Source organism: Hyphomonas sp. UBA3195, from assembly GCF_002366485.1.
Lineage (GTDB): Bacteria > Pseudomonadota > Alphaproteobacteria > Caulobacterales > Hyphomonadaceae > Hyphomonas.
This window is the reverse complement of record NZ_DEXB01000020.1, coordinates 62,427-79,740: the sequence shown is the minus strand read 5'-3', so window position 1 is coordinate 79,740 and position 17,314 is coordinate 62,427. Positions and strand designations below refer to the sequence as shown.

14 protein-coding genes are annotated in these 17,314 nt (G+C 60.9%); 9 read left to right on the top strand and 5 right to left on the bottom strand.

Annotated features, from left to right (window positions below):
* Position 1 precedes the first annotated feature (1 nt).
* Positions 2-1,876, top strand: a complete 1,875-nt coding sequence (gene uvrC / locus B2344_RS07025) for an excinuclease ABC subunit UvrC (RefSeq protein WP_290484903.1) — start codon at positions 2-4, stop codon at positions 1,874-1,876.
* Here the strand turns inward: uvrC and B2344_RS07020 are convergent.
* A complete protein-coding gene (locus B2344_RS07020; protein WP_290484902.1) occupies positions 1,873-2,433 on the bottom strand; it encodes a TetR/AcrR family transcriptional regulator in 561 nt (186 codons plus the stop codon). The two genes, uvrC and B2344_RS07020, sit on opposite strands and share 4 nt — an antisense overlap.
* Positions 2,434-2,596: 163 nt before the next feature.
* On the opposite strand from B2344_RS07020, the gene B2344_RS07015 reads away from it, so the two are divergent.
* Positions 2,597-3,919: an oxygenase MpaB family protein gene (locus B2344_RS07015; protein ID WP_290481279.1), complete on the top strand. Its 1,323-nt coding sequence runs from the start codon at positions 2,597-2,599 to the stop codon at positions 3,917-3,919.
* A gap of 63 nt (positions 3,920-3,982) precedes the next feature.
* Here B2344_RS07015 and B2344_RS07010 read toward each other — a convergent pair whose 3' ends face one another.
* Positions 3,983-5,476 carry a M20 family peptidase gene (locus tag B2344_RS07010; protein WP_206992422.1) on the bottom strand — a complete coding sequence of 498 codons (1,494 nt, stop codon included), beginning with the start codon at positions 5,474-5,476 and terminating at the stop codon, positions 3,983-3,985.
* 120 nt (positions 5,477-5,596) lie between these two features.
* Between B2344_RS07010 and B2344_RS07005 the strand changes: the two genes are divergently transcribed.
* A complete protein-coding gene (locus B2344_RS07005; protein WP_290484901.1) occupies positions 5,597-6,967 on the top strand; it encodes an MFS transporter in 1,371 nt (456 codons plus the stop codon).
* Here B2344_RS07005 and B2344_RS07000 read toward each other — a convergent pair.
* Entirely contained in the window at positions 6,964-7,575 is a 612-nt protein-coding gene (locus B2344_RS07000) for a DUF924 family protein (protein ID WP_290484900.1), read from the bottom strand. The genes B2344_RS07005 and B2344_RS07000 overlap by 4 nt on opposite strands.
* On the bottom strand, positions 7,572-8,348 hold the full coding sequence (ubiG, locus tag B2344_RS06995) for a bifunctional 2-polyprenyl-6-hydroxyphenol methylase/3-demethylubiquinol 3-O-methyltransferase UbiG (RefSeq protein WP_206992425.1): 777 nt from the start codon (positions 8,346-8,348) through the stop codon (positions 7,572-7,574). The genes B2344_RS07000 and ubiG overlap by 4 nt, the downstream gene beginning before the upstream one ends.
* A 93-nt stretch (positions 8,349-8,441) precedes the next feature.
* Here ubiG and B2344_RS06990 point away from each other — a divergent pair, with 93 nt between their 5' ends.
* From B2344_RS06990 to B2344_RS06965, 6 genes are all read left to right on the top strand, one after another.
* Entirely contained in the window at positions 8,442-9,689 is a 1,248-nt protein-coding gene (locus B2344_RS06990) for an aspartate kinase (RefSeq protein WP_290483466.1), read from the top strand.
* A gap of 26 nt (positions 9,690-9,715) precedes the next feature.
* Positions 9,716-11,980 (top strand): phosphoenolpyruvate--protein phosphotransferase, encoded by a 2,265-nt coding sequence (ptsP, locus tag B2344_RS06985; RefSeq protein WP_290484899.1) that lies wholly within the window; start codon positions 9,716-9,718, stop codon positions 11,978-11,980.
* Positions 11,981-12,072: 92 nt separating this feature from the next.
* On the top strand, positions 12,073-13,026 hold the full coding sequence (locus tag B2344_RS06980) for a helix-turn-helix domain-containing protein (protein WP_290484898.1): 954 nt from the start codon (positions 12,073-12,075) through the stop codon (positions 13,024-13,026).
* Positions 13,027-13,091: 65 nt separating this feature from the next.
* Positions 13,092-14,225 (top strand): flavodoxin-dependent (E)-4-hydroxy-3-methylbut-2-enyl-diphosphate synthase, encoded by a 1,134-nt coding sequence (gene ispG, locus B2344_RS06975; RefSeq protein ID WP_206992429.1) that lies wholly within the window; start codon positions 13,092-13,094, stop codon positions 14,223-14,225.
* A gap of 99 nt (positions 14,226-14,324) precedes the next feature.
* Positions 14,325-15,971: a DUF389 domain-containing protein gene (locus tag B2344_RS06970; RefSeq protein ID WP_206992430.1), complete on the top strand. Its 1,647-nt coding sequence runs from the start codon at positions 14,325-14,327 to the stop codon at positions 15,969-15,971.
* Positions 15,972-16,164: 193 nt separating this feature from the next.
* Positions 16,165-16,773 carry a trimeric intracellular cation channel family protein gene (locus B2344_RS06965; protein ID WP_206992431.1) on the top strand — a complete coding sequence of 203 codons (609 nt, stop codon included), beginning with the start codon at positions 16,165-16,167 and terminating at the stop codon, positions 16,771-16,773.
* Here the strand turns inward: B2344_RS06965 and B2344_RS06960 are convergent.
* The coding region (locus B2344_RS06960) for an acyltransferase family protein (protein ID WP_349679782.1) at positions 16,742-17,314 on the bottom strand (573 nt) is incomplete at its 5' end. The two genes, B2344_RS06965 and B2344_RS06960, sit on opposite strands and share 32 nt — an antisense overlap.

The following is a 17,314-nucleotide window of genomic DNA, read 5'->3' as shown; positions in this document are numbered from 1 at the left end:
CATGAACCCGACTGATTCCGGCGCAGCGTCCCTACGGGGCATTGACGTCATCAAGGACAATCTCAAACGACTGCCTGCAAAGCCGGGCGTCTATCGCATGTTCGGTGAACATGACGATGTCCTGTATGTGGGCAAGGCGCGCGACCTGAAGGCGCGGGTCTCGAACTATGCGCGGCTCGGCGGTCATACCCAGCGGATCGCCCGCATGATCTCCATGACCAAGCGGATGGAGTTCGTGGTCACCGAGACGGAGACCGAAGCGCTGCTGCTGGAAGCGAGTCTCATCAAGAGCCTTAAGCCGCGTTTCAACGTATTGCTGCGTGACGACAAATCGTTTCCCTACATCCTGATCCGCCGGGACCATGAAGCGCCCCAGATCAAGAAGTATCGCGGGTCCAAGATGGATCAGGGCGACTATTTCGGTCCGTTCGCCAGTGCCGGGTCTGTCATGCGGACGCTGGACACATTGCAGAAAGCCTTCCTGCTGCGCACCTGTGAGGACAGTGTCTACAGTGTGCGCACGCGGCCCTGCATGTTGCACCAGATCAAGCGCTGTGCGGCGCCCTGCGTCGGGCTGATCGAGACCGAGGACTATCAGGCCCTTGCCGATCAGGCGGCAGACTTCCTGCGCGGAAAGGGGGCCGACCTGCAAAAGCGCCTCGCCGCCGATATGGAAGCGGCGGCAGATGACATGGAATTTGAACGTGCGGCGCGGCTGCGCGACCGGATCCGGGCGCTGGCCCATGTGCGTGCCAGTCAGGATGTGAACCCGGAAGACATCGAAGAGGCAGATGTGTTCGCCATCGAGATGGATGGCGGGGTCTCCTGTGTGCAGGTCTTCTTCATCCGGGCGGGACAGAACTGGGGGGCGACCGCGCACTATCCACGCCATGAGCGCGAGCAGACACCGGAAGAAGTGCTGTCGGCCTTCCTCGTGCAATTCTATGACAAGCGCCCGCCGCCAAAGCTGATCCTTGTGAACAAATTACCGGACCAGGCCGAACTGATCGCTGACGCGCTTGAGCTGAAAGCCGGGCGCAAGGTGGAAGTGCGTCGTCCCGAACGGGGCAGCAAGAAGGACCTTGTCACCCAGGCCGCGCGCAATGCAGGGGAAGCCCTGTCGCGCAAGCTGGCCGAGACGGCCAGCCAGACGCGCCTGCTGGCCGAAGTGGCGAAAGTGTTCGAGCTGGAGACTCCTCCGGAGCGTATCGAGATCTACGACAATTCTCACATTCAGGGCACAAACGCCGTGGGCGGAATGGTGGTCGCCGGTCCGGAAGGCTTCATCAAGAACGCGTTTCGCAAGTTCAATATCAAGGATACGAGCATCGAGCCGGGCGATGATTACGGCATGATGCGCGAGGTGATGCGACGGCGGTTTTCCCGCGCCCTGAAAGAGCGCGAAGAGGGCAATGGCGCAAACTGGCCAGACCTTGTTCTGATTGATGGCGGGTTGGGACAATTGAACGCCGTGATCGAGGCGTTGGCCGGAATTGGTGTGACCCCGGAAGATGTAAACCTTGTCTCCATCGCCAAGGGCGTGGACCGGAATGCCGGACGGGAGCAATTCTTCCGGCCGGGCCGCGCGCCCTTCAAGCTGCCGGAAACCGCCCCAGTGCTCTATTACCTTCAGCGCCTGCGCGACGAGGCCCATCGCTGGGCGATTGGCGCGCACCGGGCAAAACGCTCTGCTGCAATCAAGACCTCACCCTTGGACGAGATCGAAGGGGTCGGTCCGACGCGGAAGAAGGCTCTGCTTCACCATTTCGGATCGGCCAAGGGCGTCTCGCGCGCGAAGGTTGCCGACTTGATGGAAGTGGACGGCGTCAACGAAGCTTTGGCCGAACGCATTTGGGGCCATTTCAATAGCGGCTAAGCTGACCGCGCAGTGGCGCGTGTCATCAGGCTTTCGATATAGCTTTCCACCAGATGGACGAGTTCATCTTCCAGAATGTCCGCATCGAGTTCCAATTCCGGTTCTGCGGCAGCCGCTCTCAGCAATTGCACGACAGTGTGTGTCAGGATGAAAGCCGCTTCCCGGCCGTGGGGAAAGTCGAAACTTTGCTGTCCACTGATGGATTCAAGGAAGGCAAAATGCTGGCGGCTCATGACATCGCTGCCGCCAGAGCGAAACAGGACGTCTGAGAGGATGAGCCGTGTTTGAGGCGAACCTGTGGGGCCATGCATCAGTGCCCGGATGACAGCACGTACGGGTGATGTCTCAGGGGAATCCAGAACAATCTTCGTGATCATTTTGCGGACATTGTCGCTTTGGCGCTGACTGAGCGCAAAGAGGATGGCTTCCCGGTCGGCAAAATACTGGTAGAGCGTGCCAATACTGACGCCAGCGCGCTCAGCGATGTGGTTTGTGGTTAAATTTGTGAGACCATCCGATTCCAAAAGCTGAAACGTTGCTTCCAGAATGGCTTCCACCGTTGCCTGAGCTCGGGCTTGCCTTGGTTTTCTTCTATTTTTTTCAGTCACTTGTGCATTCCGATTTGCTTGACCCTGCGTACATCCTGATGCGAGTGGAATATCTGAGCTTTGCTTACATTATAGGGCGGCGACTGCCAAGAACACTACAGGAGGCGTCTGAATGCATCCCTCGCTCGCGCAGGTTCACGACCGGATTGAGCTGCAGAAATCAGCCTTGCCTCAAATGTATGGCGATGTCGATTTCACGCAGACACCAGAACGCTACACTCAGGATGTAGCGGAAAGTTCACTACCGCCATCGCTGCACAATATGGCGCCGCCTCCAGCGGATATGGTTGCGCGGGTCAAGGCCTATACGATGTTGGGGGATGTGACGGCTGATGCCTATGCGGCCCTGATGGGTGAGTATGGTTTCAGGCGGCTCGTGGATATGTTGACGACGGCCTGCGATGAGGGGCTGGAAGCTGTGCCCGATGCGCCGCCGGAACTGGTGGCCCTGATCACGGAAATGGAAACCAGGCCGGACTGGTTGGACATGGACATGGTGCGGAAGGGCGCGGCGCTGAACCGCCTCCCCATGGCGGTGACGTCCCCGTGGATGATCCGGGGGGCGTTCCTTGCAACCTTCATGAACAAGTATACCGCGCTGCCCATGGCGATTACGGGCACGCTCGGATATTCGACATCTGCGCGCCGCGTCAACGAGACGGCGACTTTCTTTACGGTGACCACGCTGCCCGGTGCGCTGGAGCCGCGTGGCGAGGGCTTCAAGGCCGCTGCCATGGTGCGGCTGATGCATTCCATGGTCCGGTTCAACATCCTGCGCAAGATGAAAAGCTGGGACGTGTCCGTGTACGGCATTCCGGTGCCACAAGTCGACCAGATGCCAGCTGGCCTGATCGATGTGTTCCTGCTCGCCTACCAGATGTTGGATGAGGGGCGTACCGAGTTCACTGCGGATGAGCGCGCCCGTGTCGAGTTCAGCCGCTATCGCTGTTACCTGCTCGGCCTGCCGGAAGATTTGCTGATGGACACGCCGCAGGGCATTGTTGACATCATGAATGCCCGGGGCGCGTCCATCCGCCAGGGCTTTGACGACGAGACTTGTGGCACACTGGTGCGCGCCACGCTGGAGGCGTATTTGCCACCAGACCGCAAGCTCGGTCACCGCTTGTTCAACGCACTGGAAAAGCGGCTCGCGCGGCTGGTCCTGGTGAAACACTTTCTTGGCGGTGACAGCCAGAAAGCGCGTGAGATCGGCGTGCCAGTCGGGCCGCTGGACTATGCGGTGGCGATGGGCCTGTTCCCATACATCTCGGCCAAGATGGCACTGTACCGGTTTGCCCTTTCCGTGCCCGGATTACGCGGCATTGCGGATCGGCGACTGACGGCGCGTATCCGCAAGTTGCTGAAACGCTACGGCCATGCCGAGTTCACATCAGATGCTGAAGCTTACCGTCCTGCAGTCCCCGTGGCTGCATGACGGTGGGAGGGGAGTTTGGTGCCCCCCGAGGGACCCGGGTGGGCGGGGGGCATCAAACGTTTTTTAGTCCCCACTATCCATTGCCACAATGATCTGGGCATAGCCTTCCGACAGACGTTTCATGTTCTCAACCGCGAGACGTTCATTGGTGCCGTGAAAGCCTGAAAGGTCGGTCGGGTTCAGCACGGACGGCGCGAAGCGGTAGACGCTGTCGGTGATGGCGCTGGCATAGCGGGCATCCGTGGCACCCAGCACCAGGCCGGGTGCAACTGCGGCGCCGCCGCCTTGCGCTTCGGCTACGCTGGCGAGCACGGCATAGGCCTTGTTGTCGGTAGGCGAGACTGGCGATGCTTCGCTGCCGCTGATGCCGCCGTCGGAGACCGTCACCTCAATCCCCTTGATGTCAGACGTGACGTCTTTCACGTGTTTGATCACGTCCTCGACCGTATTGTTCGGGTGCACACGGAAATTCACGGTCGCCATGGCGCGCTGGGCCAGAACATTTTCCTTGGCGGAGCCGGCCAGCATGGTGGGCGCCGTGGTCGTGCGGATCATGGCATTGCCGGCCGGGATATCGGCCATGGCGGAATCCACGCTGCCTGCGAACAGCCAGAGATTGGCAAAGGCCATCTTCTGCATGAAGGGCAGGTCCGGGGCGGAGACGCGGAAAAGATCAGACACCGGAGGTTTGGAAAAGTCGGCTGGCATCTGATTCTCATCCAGCGCAACAATGGCGCGGGCGAGACGGACCGCAGCAGAGTCGCGTGGCGGTGTGGATGAATGCCCGCCCTCGGCCAGCGCGGTCAGGGTGAGCGTCAGATAGCCTTTCTCGGAGACGCCGATATAGGCCATTGGCTTTCCGGTCAGCGGGGAAGGGTCAATAATCGCAAAGCCTTCGTCCAGTGCCATGACCGGCGAGATGCCGCGTGATTTCAGCAGGGCGATACCAGCCTCGGCACCATTGCCGAGCACTTCCTCGTCATGGCCAAACATGATGAGGACGGTGCGCTTGGGCTGGAACCCGTTTGCGGCGAGCGCGTCAGCCGCTTCCATCAGGGCGACCAGGCTGCCCTTGTCGTCAAGCGCGCCGCGACCGTAGACATAGCCGTCGACGATCTCGCCTGCGAAGGGCGCGCCGGTCCAGTCGTCCTCAGTGCCGATGTTCACCGGTACGACGTCCTGGTGGGCCATCAGCAGCAACGGGTCGAGCGAGGGATCTGATCCTTCCCATGTGTAGAGCAGGGACAGGGTACCGGGCACGAGTTCACGGTTCATGGCGGCGTGCGCGGCGGGATAGGTCGTCTCCAACCAGTCATGCAATTCCAGCCACGGGCCTTCCTGACCGACGCGCGGGTCGCCGGAAGCGACCGTGATCGTGCGGAACTGGATGGCTTCGCTCAGATGGCTTGCGGCGCGATCTGCGGAGACCTCGGGCACAGGGGGAAGCTCTACGCGTTCGCCCGTCGCCGCGCCGCCATATGTGAATGTGCGGAACAGGATCACCGCCACCAGAAGCACAATGAGCGCGACGACCCCGAACAAGATTTTCTTCAGCATTGGCCCATTTCCTCCCGGCACATCTTTTATCCGGTGTCAGGCCCGACCGGCGCGACGTCAACCGTTCCGGCAATAAAAAAATGACTTGGCCGTCACGTTTTTACCGGGCAGGCTGCGCGCATGACTGACGCAAGTGGCCCGCGCCTGTCCCTACCGAGAGTGCTCGCCTTTTCCTCACTCAGCGTCCCGCTGGCGGGGGTGGGGTTGCCGTTGGCCGTGTATCTTGCACCGCTCTATGCAAATGAAGTTGGCCTGGGCCTGGAGCTGACCGGCTTCCTGTTCATGGTGCTCCGCTTCTGGGACATCCTGACCGACCCGGTGATGGGCTTCGTGGTTGACCGATACCGTAGCCCGTGGGGCCGTGTGCGCCACTGGATCGTGCTGAGCGTGCCGATACTGGGGCTGGCGACCTATTTCATCTACATGCCGGAGCGCGGCGCGGGGCCGGGCTATTTCGTGGTCTGGATGCTGCTCTTCTATGTCGGTTTCACCCTGTTGCAGACCGCGCGGTCTGCGTGGGTGCCCGCCATTGCGACCGACTATGATGATCGCTCCCGCTTCTTCACATGGGCAGAAGTGCTCAGCATCATTTCGATGCTGGCCTTGCTGGCTGTGCCAGCGATCCTCGCTGCAGCTGGTGTCGAAGTGGACCGGTTCGGGCAAGTCGAGGTCATGGGCTGGGCGCTGCTTATCTCCCTGCCGATCGTGGCCTTCCTCGCCTGCACCTTCGTGCCGGACAAGCCTATGCGCGGCGACAAGGGCGAAGCAGCCAAGTTTGATCTGAAAGCCATGATCGCGGCGCTCAGGAACAGGTTTCTCGGCGTCGTCCTGTCCATGGAGCTGCTGGTCGGGACGGCCGTGGCCATTACGGCGTCAAACTATCTGTTCGTGGCAGAATACGTCTTTGGCTTGTCGGATTCCATGTCCAGCGTCGTGCTGATGATCTTCTTTTCTACGGCTGTTGCAGCGTTGCCCTTCTGGCTCAAATTCTCGGCGCGGACAGAGAAGAACACCGCTTTTCTGTGTGCGGTGATCATGGGGATGTCGAGCTATGTGATCTACTATCTTGCCGGACGTCTCGGCGGAGGTTTCTGGGCGCTTCTGATCGGCGCGCTGGTCAATGGTGCCGCCTTCAGCGCCCCGGTTGTTATCGCGCGCTCCATGGCGGCCGATGTGGTGGAGTATCAGGCAGCGAAAACCGGGGAAAACCGCGCCGGGATCTACTATTCCCTCCTGACAAGTGCCTACAAGATCGGCAGCAGCCTGGCGTTCGGTGTTGGCTATTTCGTGCTGGGACGGGTGGCCGGGTTCCGGCCGGGTGCGGAGAACTCCCCCGAAGCCCTGCATGGCCTCCTTCTGGTATTCTGTGTGTTGCCGGTGATCCTGTACGGCCTCGCGGCGCTTGTCGCATCGCGCTACACGCTGACCCGCGCCATGCAGCGGGATATCAGCAAGAGCCTGGACCCGCGCGGGCCGGAAATGCTGGACTAGAAGCCGCCGCCTTCTGCCAGCCACTCGGCTTCTTCCGCGGTTGTCTCACGCCCAAGCGCCTTGTTCCGGTGCGGGAACCGACCGAAATCCTGAATCACCTTCAAGTGCTGGTGGGCATAATCCAGCGTGCTTTTCGCGAAATCCTTGAACTCCGGACGCGCATCCGCGACCAGCTCTTCGAACATTTCGACGCAATGTTTCTGGTCTTCCAGGGATTCCGAATGTTCCAGTGGCAGGCAGAGAAAAACGCGCTCTGTTTCGCTGAGGGATTTGTGCTCATTCAGCGCGAGGCCGTCCTTGCACATACGAAGGGCAAGCGAGTCCTGATGGAATGCGCGAGCGTCTCCCCGGAACAGGTTGCGGCTGAACTGGTCAAGCACAATGATTGCGGCCAACCGTCCGCGCGGGCCCTCGGCCGCCCAATCATCGGCGAAGGGCATGTGCGAAGCATCGTCCAGCAGGCCCAGGAACCGATCCCGAATTTCGGCATCGGTCTCGTCCGATTTGCCGAACCAGAGCTTGTGCTTTTCCTTCAGGTTTTCGGCAGAATGGCGCGTATCGCCGATCCAGTAGGCCAGCACATCTTCGGGGGTGGGTATTTTCGTCATTCGGCAGGTCTCCGGGCCACGATCATGTAGTTCACCTTGGTATCGCCGGAGAGCTTCCAGCTGTCGGCCAGCGGATTGTAGGAGACGCCGATGGCCGGTTCGGTGACGAGGCCTGCGGCTGTGAGTCCGGCATCGGCCTCGTCCGGCGTCACGAATTTCGACCAGTCATGTGTGCCGCGCGGCAACCAGCCCAGCACGTACTCGGCACCGATCACGGCGGTCGCCAGCGCCTTGGCGGTGCGATTCAGTGTGGCGACAATCATCAGGCCGCCCGGCTTCACGAGACCGCCCGTATCTTTCAGGAACTGGTGCGGGTCAGCGACATGTTCGACAACTTCCAGATTGAGCACGATGTCGAAAAGGGGCTCTCCGCTTTCAATCAGGCCTTCGGCTGTGCCTGCGCGATAGTCGATGTCGAGGCCTTGTTCGCTGGCATGCGTCATCGCTGTCTTGATGTTGGCCTCCGAGGCATCAACGCCGGTGACCGACGCGCCCAGCCGTTTCATCGGCTCGCAGACGAGCCCGCCGCCGCACCCGATATCGAGCAGTCTCAGGCCGTCCAGCGGGCGTTTGGCCTCCGGTGCAATCCCGAAATGCTTCTCGGCCTGGTCACGGATGAAGCGCAAGCGCACAGGGTTGAATTTGTGAAGCGGCCGAAACTTGCCGCGGGGATTCCACCAATCTGCAGCCATCGCTGAGAACTTGGCAACTTCGTCCGGATCGATGCTGGGTGTGGCAGGCGCGTGGTCTGCCGTGTCTTTTGCTACTGTCATAGTTCAAGAAACCTGTTTGATCCGGGCGTGAACACCCCCTATGAGGGCGAATATAGTGGGATATCCCAAGAAAACGACAGGATATGGGGCGAAATGGCGCGCACGGTTCTGAAATTTGGCGGCACATCCGTAGCTGACCTTGATCGCATTGCGAATGTGGCGGACATCGTCGCCGCACGTGCGGAAAAAGGCGAGCGCATGGCGGTGGTTGTGTCCGCAATGTCGGGCGAGACCAACAAGCTGGTGGGCTATGCCGAAGGCGCAGCGGGCGATGCCCTTCCGCGCGAGCAGTTTGATGATGAGTATGATGTGGTCGTGGCCTCGGGTGAGCAGGTGACGGCAGGTCTTCTCGCATTGGCGTTGCGCCGGCGGGGCCTGAAGGCGCGGAGCTGGCTCGGATGGCAATTGCGGCTGAAGACAAACAAGAGCCATGGCCGCGCGCGGATCATGGGCTTTGATGATTCCACGCTGCCGGACGCGATTGATGCCGGCGAGATTGCCGTCATCGCTGGATTCCAGGGTGTGACCGACGATGACCGTGTGGCCACGCTTGGCCGGGGCGGTTCGGATACCAGCGCCGTGGCGGTTGCCGCCGCGCTTGAGGCAAATGTGTGCGACATCTACACAGATGTGGACGGCGTCTACACCACCGATCCCCGGATTGTGCCCAAGGCGCAGCGGATCGAGAAAATCTCGTTTGAGGAGATGCTGGAACTGGCGTCCCTCGGCGCCAAGGTTCTGCAGACCCGGTCTGTCGAGATGGCGATGAATCACAATGTGCCCGTAAGGGTTCTGTCCAGTTTCCTGAAGCCGGGCGAGCCGAACCCCGGAACCATTGTCTGCTCAGAGGAAGAAATCGTGGAAAAACAGGTTGTCAGCGGCGTTGCCTATTCCCGGGATGAAGCTAAGGTCACGCTCTATGGAGTACCGGACAAGCCGGGTATCTCCGCCAAGATCTTCTCGGCCCTCGCCCGCGCCGGGGTGAATGTGGACATGATCGTCCAGGCGCAGGCGCGCGGGCCGGAACAGGCCAACATGGTATTCACCTGCACCGACCGGGACAGCCCCATTGCACGCGACACACTTGAGAGCATGCATGAGGAAATTGGCTATGAGCGCCTCGAAGTTGTGCGCGACGTGTCGAAAATTTCCATCGTTGGTGTTGGCATGCGTAGCCATACCGGCGTCGCAGAGACAATGTTCAAGGCTTTGTACGAGAAGGGCATCAATATTGACGTGATCTCTACTTCGGAGATCAAGATTTCAGTACTGATTGGAGATGCCTATACTGAGTTGGCCGTTCGGGCCCTCCATACGGCATTCGGCCTTGACGCTGCCTGATAGAGGCTGCGACATACGGGCTGACCATGCCTTATAATCTGCCCGCGACGCGCTTGCTGATGAACCGGCTCCGCCAGGTTATGGCGGAGGAAGGTGAAACACGGTCTCGGCTCGACAAGGTCGTCCGCCTGATCGCCTCCACCATGGTGGCAGATGTCTGCTCCATCTATCTCAGACTGCAGGGCGGCGCGCTGCTCCTCATCGCGACGGAAGGTCTCAAGGCCGATGCTGTCGCCGCCACACGCCTTAGCGTGAATGAGGGACTTGTCGGCTTGGTTGCGCGCCGCGCCGAGCCGATGGCCATTCAGGACGCGCCGCGCCACCCCTCATTCTCCTACCGGCCGGAGACCGGGGAAGACCCGTTCCACGCCTTTCTCGGTGTCCCGATCCTGCGCGGCGGACGTGTCATTGGTGTCCTTACGGTTCAGAACCGGACCGAGCGGGCCTATGATGATGAGGAAATCGACAACCTCCAGACAATCGCCATGGTGCTGGCCGAGATTGTCGATCGGATTGATCCCGATGCGCTGAACAATGGCGGTAATGAGAAGCGAGAGCGCAACACGGCATCCTTGACAGGACGCGTGTTTTGCGAAGGCCTCGGTTATGGGCGCGCTGTGTTGCACGATCCGGTCGTGCCGGCCGCGAAATTCTTCGCGGCGGATCAGGTGACCGAAAGCAAGCGCCTGTCCGAAGGCATGGCGGAGCTGAAGGCCTCTATCGACCGCATGATGGCATTGGATGGCGCCGCGCTGGGCGAAGACCCGCGCGATGTGATGGAAACCTATCGTCTGCTAGCACATGATCCGTCCTGGGCCGAAAAGCTGCAGGAAGGCGTGAAGTCCGGGCTTTCCGCTGAGGCGTCGGTTGACCGGGCGCGGCGCGAACACCGCGCACGTCTGCAAAGTGCGCGGGACCCTTATTTGCGCGAGCGGCTGCACGACCTCGAAGATCTCGACAACCGGCTGCTACGCATTCTCGGCGGGGAAGAGGGCAAGCCCCAGATCAGCGAGGAGCGCAGCGTGCTTGTCGCGCGGCGGCTTGGACCGGCAGAACTGCTGGAATACTCCAACACCGGCCTCAGGGCGATCCTGATGGAGGAGGCAGCCGCCTCGTCTCATGCGGCCATCGTTGCACGCGCCCTTGGTATCCCGACACTGGGTGGCATTGCCGGCCTGACCACACGCATCGACCAGGGCGATTGGGTCATCGTCGATGCCGAGGATGGCACGCTTCATATTCGCCCGGATGACTCCCTGTACGATGCGTACAAAGGGCGGGTTTCGCTGCGTTCAGAACGTCAGGCGGGCTATGAAGCGCTGAAGGATCTGCCAGCCCGCACGACCGATGGCACGGAAGTCTCGTTGATGCTGAATGCAGGGCTCGACCTCGACATGGACATGATGAAACAGGCAGGCGCTGACGGCGTAGGCCTGTTTCGCACTGAATTTCAGTTCCTCGTCTCGGAATCTCTGCCCAAGCTGAATGACCAGATCGACCTCTACAAGCGCGTTCTGGACAAGGCCGATGGCAAGCCGGTCATCTTCCGCACAGTGGATCTGGGCGGCGATAAAGTGCTGCCCGCGCTGAACTTGCAACGGGAAGAAAACCCCGCGTTGGGCTGGCGGTCGATCCGGTTCGCGCTGGACCATAAGGGCCTGTTCCGACGCCAATTGCGCGCGCTCGTCCGCGCCGCTGGAGAGCGACCGCTGACCGTCATGTTTCCGATGGTGACGGTGGCGTCCGAATTCGAGGAAGCGCGAGATCTGTTGCTGAAAGAAGTTGAATGGTCGGCAAAGCGCACAGGCCGCCGACCGTCACGCGTGGAAGTCGGCGTGATGCTGGAGACGCCAGCCTTGGCGTATGGTTTGCCGGAACTTGCCGGCAAGGCGGAATTCCTGTCGGTCGGGACGAATGACCTGATGCAATTTTTCTTCGCAGCTGACCGGATGACGCCGCATGTATCGGATCGCTACGATCTGGTGTCACCTAGCGCATTGCGATTCCTGAAAGAGGTCTCGGACGCCTGTAAAACTCATGGCATACGCATGTCCGCGTGCGGGGAAGCGACGGGATCAACCCTGTCTGCGCTTTGCTTCGTGGCACTGGGATTTACCACATTGTCGATGTCGGCGGGCTCTATTGGACCGGTCAAGCAAATGATAAGGTCATTCGACTTGCAGGCATTCAGGCCCGACTTTTTGGCGGCTCTGGACGCCCCGAAGCAGGATTTCCGTAACCAAGTATTAGCCTTGGCAGCCGATCATGGGATTGAGCTTTCTGATGGTTAATATGGACTGGCCCATATAATAACCACATTCATGGACCAGAAATTGCGCTGCAGGGAGGGGACCCCCTCGCTGTATCGAAGAGCTGGAAGAATATGGCACACGACGACCTGACCCCTGAGCACGACCGTGATGATGCGAGCCCTGCGGCATCGCAGGACACGTCTGCGAGCGTGTCGGAATCTGTGTCGAATGAGACGGAAATGACCCCGCGCGAACGCGCCATGGAGATTTTCGAGGCACGCGAGTTTGATGGCGAGACGTTGCGTATGGGCCAGGTCCTGCGCCGTGTGCGGGAGGCTCTGGGCCTCGAAATCGCAGACGTTTCCCGCGCAACATTGATGCGCAAAGACTATCTGATGTGGATTGAGCGCATGGAAGTCGGCGAACTTCCACGTGGCGGCTATTTGACCGCGATCCTCAATACTTACGCCAAGTATCTCCAGCTGCCGGAAAAGGACGTAATCCGGATTTACAGTCAGGAATGCGGCGCTGTCGAAGAAGTGCACAGCGACGCCCCGGTCCCCAAGATTGGCCAGATCGCACCGGAAAAGGCCAAATGGCCACTCGCGGTTGCTGCGGCCGCGGTCTTGGTTGCGCTGGGCGCAGGCGCGCTCGGCGTGTCGCAATTGGTGCGCCCGAATGTCGAACTTTCCGCCGAACCTGGTGTCGTCTCCGTAAATGGTGCGCGTGACAGCCTGTTCGCGGAATCCACGAAATCCGATCGCCCTGTCCCCAGGAATTTGCCGCTGGAACTGGTGGCGGTGAAGCAGGGCTGGATGGAAGTTCGCGGCGCTGATGGCACGATTTTCCGCAGCCGCGTAATGGCTGCCGGGGAGAGCTATTTTCCGCGCCTTCAGGCCGGCTGGACCGTGTCTGCCCGCAATGGCGGCGCCTTTGAATGGCGTGTCGGTGATGTCACGATCGGCCCTCTGGGCCCTGAAGGCGCCCAGGTGTTTTCGGCGAGCATTGATGACCAGATTGGTCGTGCCACCGACGCGGCGGCCCCAGCCATGGCTGCCAATGGTGGCAACAAGGCGACCCGCTAGGCTTGCCATGAGCCGCCGGACCCGCCATGTGATCCGGGACACTCACCGGACAGGACCCCGCGCCCATGTCGCATAATCCAATCCGTCCCTGGCGCAATATCGAGCGCCGGAAATCCCGCCAGATCCGCGTTGGCAACGTGCTTGTGGGCGGCGATGCCCCGATTGCCGTGCAGACCATGACGAACACGCCGACCGAGGATGTCGCCGCCACGCTCGCGCAGATCGAGCGCGCCGCAGAAGCGGGCGTGGACATTGTGCGTGTCTCCTGTCCAACGGAAGACTCCACAGCCGCGATGCCGGAAATTTGCCGGGCGAGTCCCGTGCCAATCGTTGCGGACATCCATTTTCACTACAAGCGCGGTATCGAAGCCGCCGACGCTGGCGCGGCTTGCCTGCGGATCAATCCCGGCAATATCGGGTCTGAAGCCCGGGTGAGGGAAGTCGTGGCAGCGGCGCGCGCCAATGGGTGTTCCATCCGGATCGGCGTCAATGGCGGCTCGCTGGAGCGCCACCTGCTGGAAAAATATGGTGAGCCTTGCCCGGATGCGATGGTCGAGTCCGCGCTGGACCATGCCCGTATCCTCGATGATCTCGGCTTCCACGACTATAAGATTTCGGTAAAGGCCTCGGACATGTTCCTGACCGTGGCGGCCTACCAGCAACTGGCCGAGGCAACTGACGCGCCGCTACATTTGGGCATCACTGAAGCTGGCGGTCTGCGCACAGGTACCGTGAAATCCTCTATCGGTATGGGCGCTTTGCTCTGGGCTGGCATTGGCGACACAATCCGTGTCTCGCTTTCCGCCGATCCGGTGGAAGAGGTGAAGGTCGGCTTCGAGATGCTGAAGTCGCTCGGTCTGCGGACGCGCGGCGTGAACATCGTGGCGTGTCCCAGCTGTGCGCGGCAGGGTTTTGACGTCATCAAGACCGTCGAACTGCTCGAACAGCGCCTTGCGCATATTTCCGAGCCGATCAGCCTGTCGATTATCGGCTGTGTCGTGAACGGACCGGGCGAGGCGGCCCTGACCGATCTAGGCTTTACCGGTGGCGGCAAGGAAAGCGGCAAGATGTTCGTCTCCGGCCGCGCCGACCATAATGTCTCGAATGCCGAAATGGTCGATCACATCGTCGGTCTCGTGGAGCAGAAAGCCGAATCCCTGCGCCGCGAGCGCGAGGCGGCCGAGGTGGCAGCGGAGTAGGCGGTCACTGCATTTCGGCATTGTTTCCTAACCCTGTTTTCATGTCTCAACGCATAGAAGAACCCGCCCTGCTTTGCAGGGCGTCGAGGAGTATGTGTGATGCCGGATAGTTTTTCAGGGACCGAGACAGTCAGGAAGCCCAGTGTTTTCCATAGAGAACTGCGCCGTATTCGGGCATTCCAGCACCTGATTTCCCGCCAGGTAGACCATGAAGATGTGGTCGCGCATGTCCGTGATGATGGACAATTGTCAGGTCGCTATATCTTCATGATTGTCATGTCCTGCGCGATTGCGACCCTGGGCCTGCTATTGTCATCCCCGGCCGTAATCATCGGCGCCATGCTGATCTCGCCGCTGATGGGGCCGATCATGCTGTTCGGCTTTTCACTCAGCGAACTGAAACTTTCCTTCCTGCGAAAGTCTGCGGTGTCCCTGGTCGTGGGTGTGCTCAGCGCGCTCCTGATTTCTATACTCATTGTGAAGCTTTCGCCGCTGACAGATCCGACCCCGGAAATTGTGGCCCGGACCCGGCCGAATTTCTTTGACCTTCTGGTTGCTGTCTTTTCCGGCTTGGCTGGCGGCTATGCCGTGATCCACAGGAAAGGGGAGACGATTGTCGGTGTGGCGATCGCGACGGCCCTTATGCCGCCACTGGCGGTAACAGGCTACGGCATTGCCGTCGGCTCGCTCGCTGTGGCTGGCGGGGCCTTCTTCCTGTTCATGACCAATCTTCTTGCAATAGCCTTGTCCGTGACCGTCCTGTCCCGGATTTACGGGTTTGGCGACGAGGAAGCGGGCGGCAAGCGCGGCTATTGGCGATCGGCACTCGTCGTCGGCGTGTTCGCGGCCCTCTCGATTCCACTCGGCCTGGCTCTGCGCGACATTGCTTATGAGGCCCGGGCCACGGTGACCGTGCGGGACACGATCCTGTCTCCTTTTGCGGATGAACGGGCCCGGTTGGCAGACCTGGTCGTGACATTTCCGCGCGAGGCGCCGGTCGAAGTGGTTGCCACGGTCCGTGCACGGGAGCGTGTGGAAAATGCCGAGGCCGCGATCAGGGACCTCCTCCAAGAGCGGCTTGGTCGTCCGATCAGTGTCAGCCTGTACCAAGTCATGATCGACGAAGACAAGGCGCTGGAGCGGACTGAATTGCTGCAACTGGCGGATGCGTCGATTGCCGCACCGCTCCGGGCGCAGATGGCCCGACTGGAATCGGTGGCGCTGGTTCGCGAGCGTGAAGCCGAAATGCGCCAAGCCGCGCCATTTGCCGTTTCAGCAGCAGATGTAAATGCCGACGAGCGCAAGGCCATCTTCTTCGCCGAACCGGAAGCCGGCTTCACCATTGCCACCTATCGCGCGCTGGAGCAGGGCCTGGCCCGGCAATATGGTGACTGGTCGGTCCGTATCGTTCCTCCTGTGGGCGAACTTCCGCGGATCTCCTTCAGGGAGGGCGGCGTGGAGTTGGAAGACGGCGCGCTGCAAACGGTCGAGGATTGTGTGTGGGCCCTACAGCGATGGGGCGCCACGGACATTGCGGTTGTGGGCTATGCTTCGACGGCCGGGGAGTTGCAGCGCTTCAACAACCAGGCGCTTGCCTACCAGCGCGCCCAGGCGGTGGCCAACATGCTGGCGGAGCGGGGGTTTGTGGCCCGCGTCACGGGCGAGTATCGCGTAGTCAACCAGCGCCAGGATGAGCGCCAGCAAGGCTATCAGCGCTTCCAGACGGTTCAGATCCGGCCTGAATAGTTCTGTGTACGGCCAAGGACGTGGCCTCTTCAAGCTTGCGCATACACGGGCGAAGGGAAGCCTTCACCCGGGGCGGTGATTGCGCCTGTTGGGAGCGCAACGGGGCTTATGATGGCCCGCGGTCTGATGGCGACTCCCACCATCATGTCATCGCGGCCATTGATCCGGCGGCCAAAGCCGACTTAATCGCTTAATGACCCCTGACCTTCTTCTCCTGTTTGCCGATCGGATCGGCGTGTTCGTCTTTGCGATCTCTGGCGGCATTGTCGCCGTGCGCAAGCAAATGGACATGTTCGGCGTCATTGTGCTGGCCTTCCTGCCAGCGATTGGCGGCGGCACACTGCGCGACTTGATTCTGTCCCAACCAGTCTTCTGGCTGGAGGACACGCAGACCCTCGGGCTTGCGGTCGCAGGAGGCTTCACCGCCTTCTTCTTTCATCGCTGGCTGGAGAATTTCCGGCCCCTGCGTTGGGCCGATGCGTTCGGCATGGCGCTGTTCGCGGTGACCGGCGCGGCGAAGGCCATGTCGCTTGGCTTTGGCTGGCCGGTCGTGCTGATCATGGGCACGATGACGGCAAGTGCCGGCGGCTTGCTCCGTGATGTCGTCGCCAATGAAGAACCGCTGCTGCTCAAGAAGGATATTTACGCGACAGCCGCCCTGATGGGGTCGCTCGTCTATTTCCTGCTCAAGTTGAGCGCCGTCGAGGAGACCTTTGCCTTTGGAGGCGGTCTCCTCGCAGCCTTCATGATCCGCGCGCTGGCGATCATTTTCAAACTGTCGCTGCCGCGCTCGCCTTTCTAGAGACGGGCGACGCGCTGGCGGGCTTCAGCCCGAATAGCGGCCGCAGAAAGCCGACGCGGCGGATGACCAATTCGTGCAACAGGGCACATCCGGCAAATGTGCCGCCGATGACAAGCGGCGCTTCGATCCCGACAGGCAGTTCCTGCCGGGTCAGCCAGTAGCCGAGCATGACGGTCAGCGTCTGGTGCAGGATGTACCAGGGGAAGATCGCCTCGGTCATGTAGGTCAGCGCGCGGCTGGGCCGGTTGAGGTAGCGTTCGGCGAGACCGAGCAGGGCTGCGATGGTGATCCAGGCATAGGCGAGGCGCGCAATGCGGGCTGGCCAGATGATCCAGTCCCAGTCTCCGCCCTCGCTGAGCATTTCCCAGTTTTCCCAGAGGACAGACAGGCCTGCGCCGAGACCGACCATCAGACCGACCGCAAAGGGCAAGACGCGGCGGATTGCGCTCCAGAAATGGACGTCCTTGGCCAGCAGGAAACCAATCATCAGCATGGTCAGGCTGTGGGCGTGATTGGCCCAGTCCCAGGTGAGGTCGTGGGT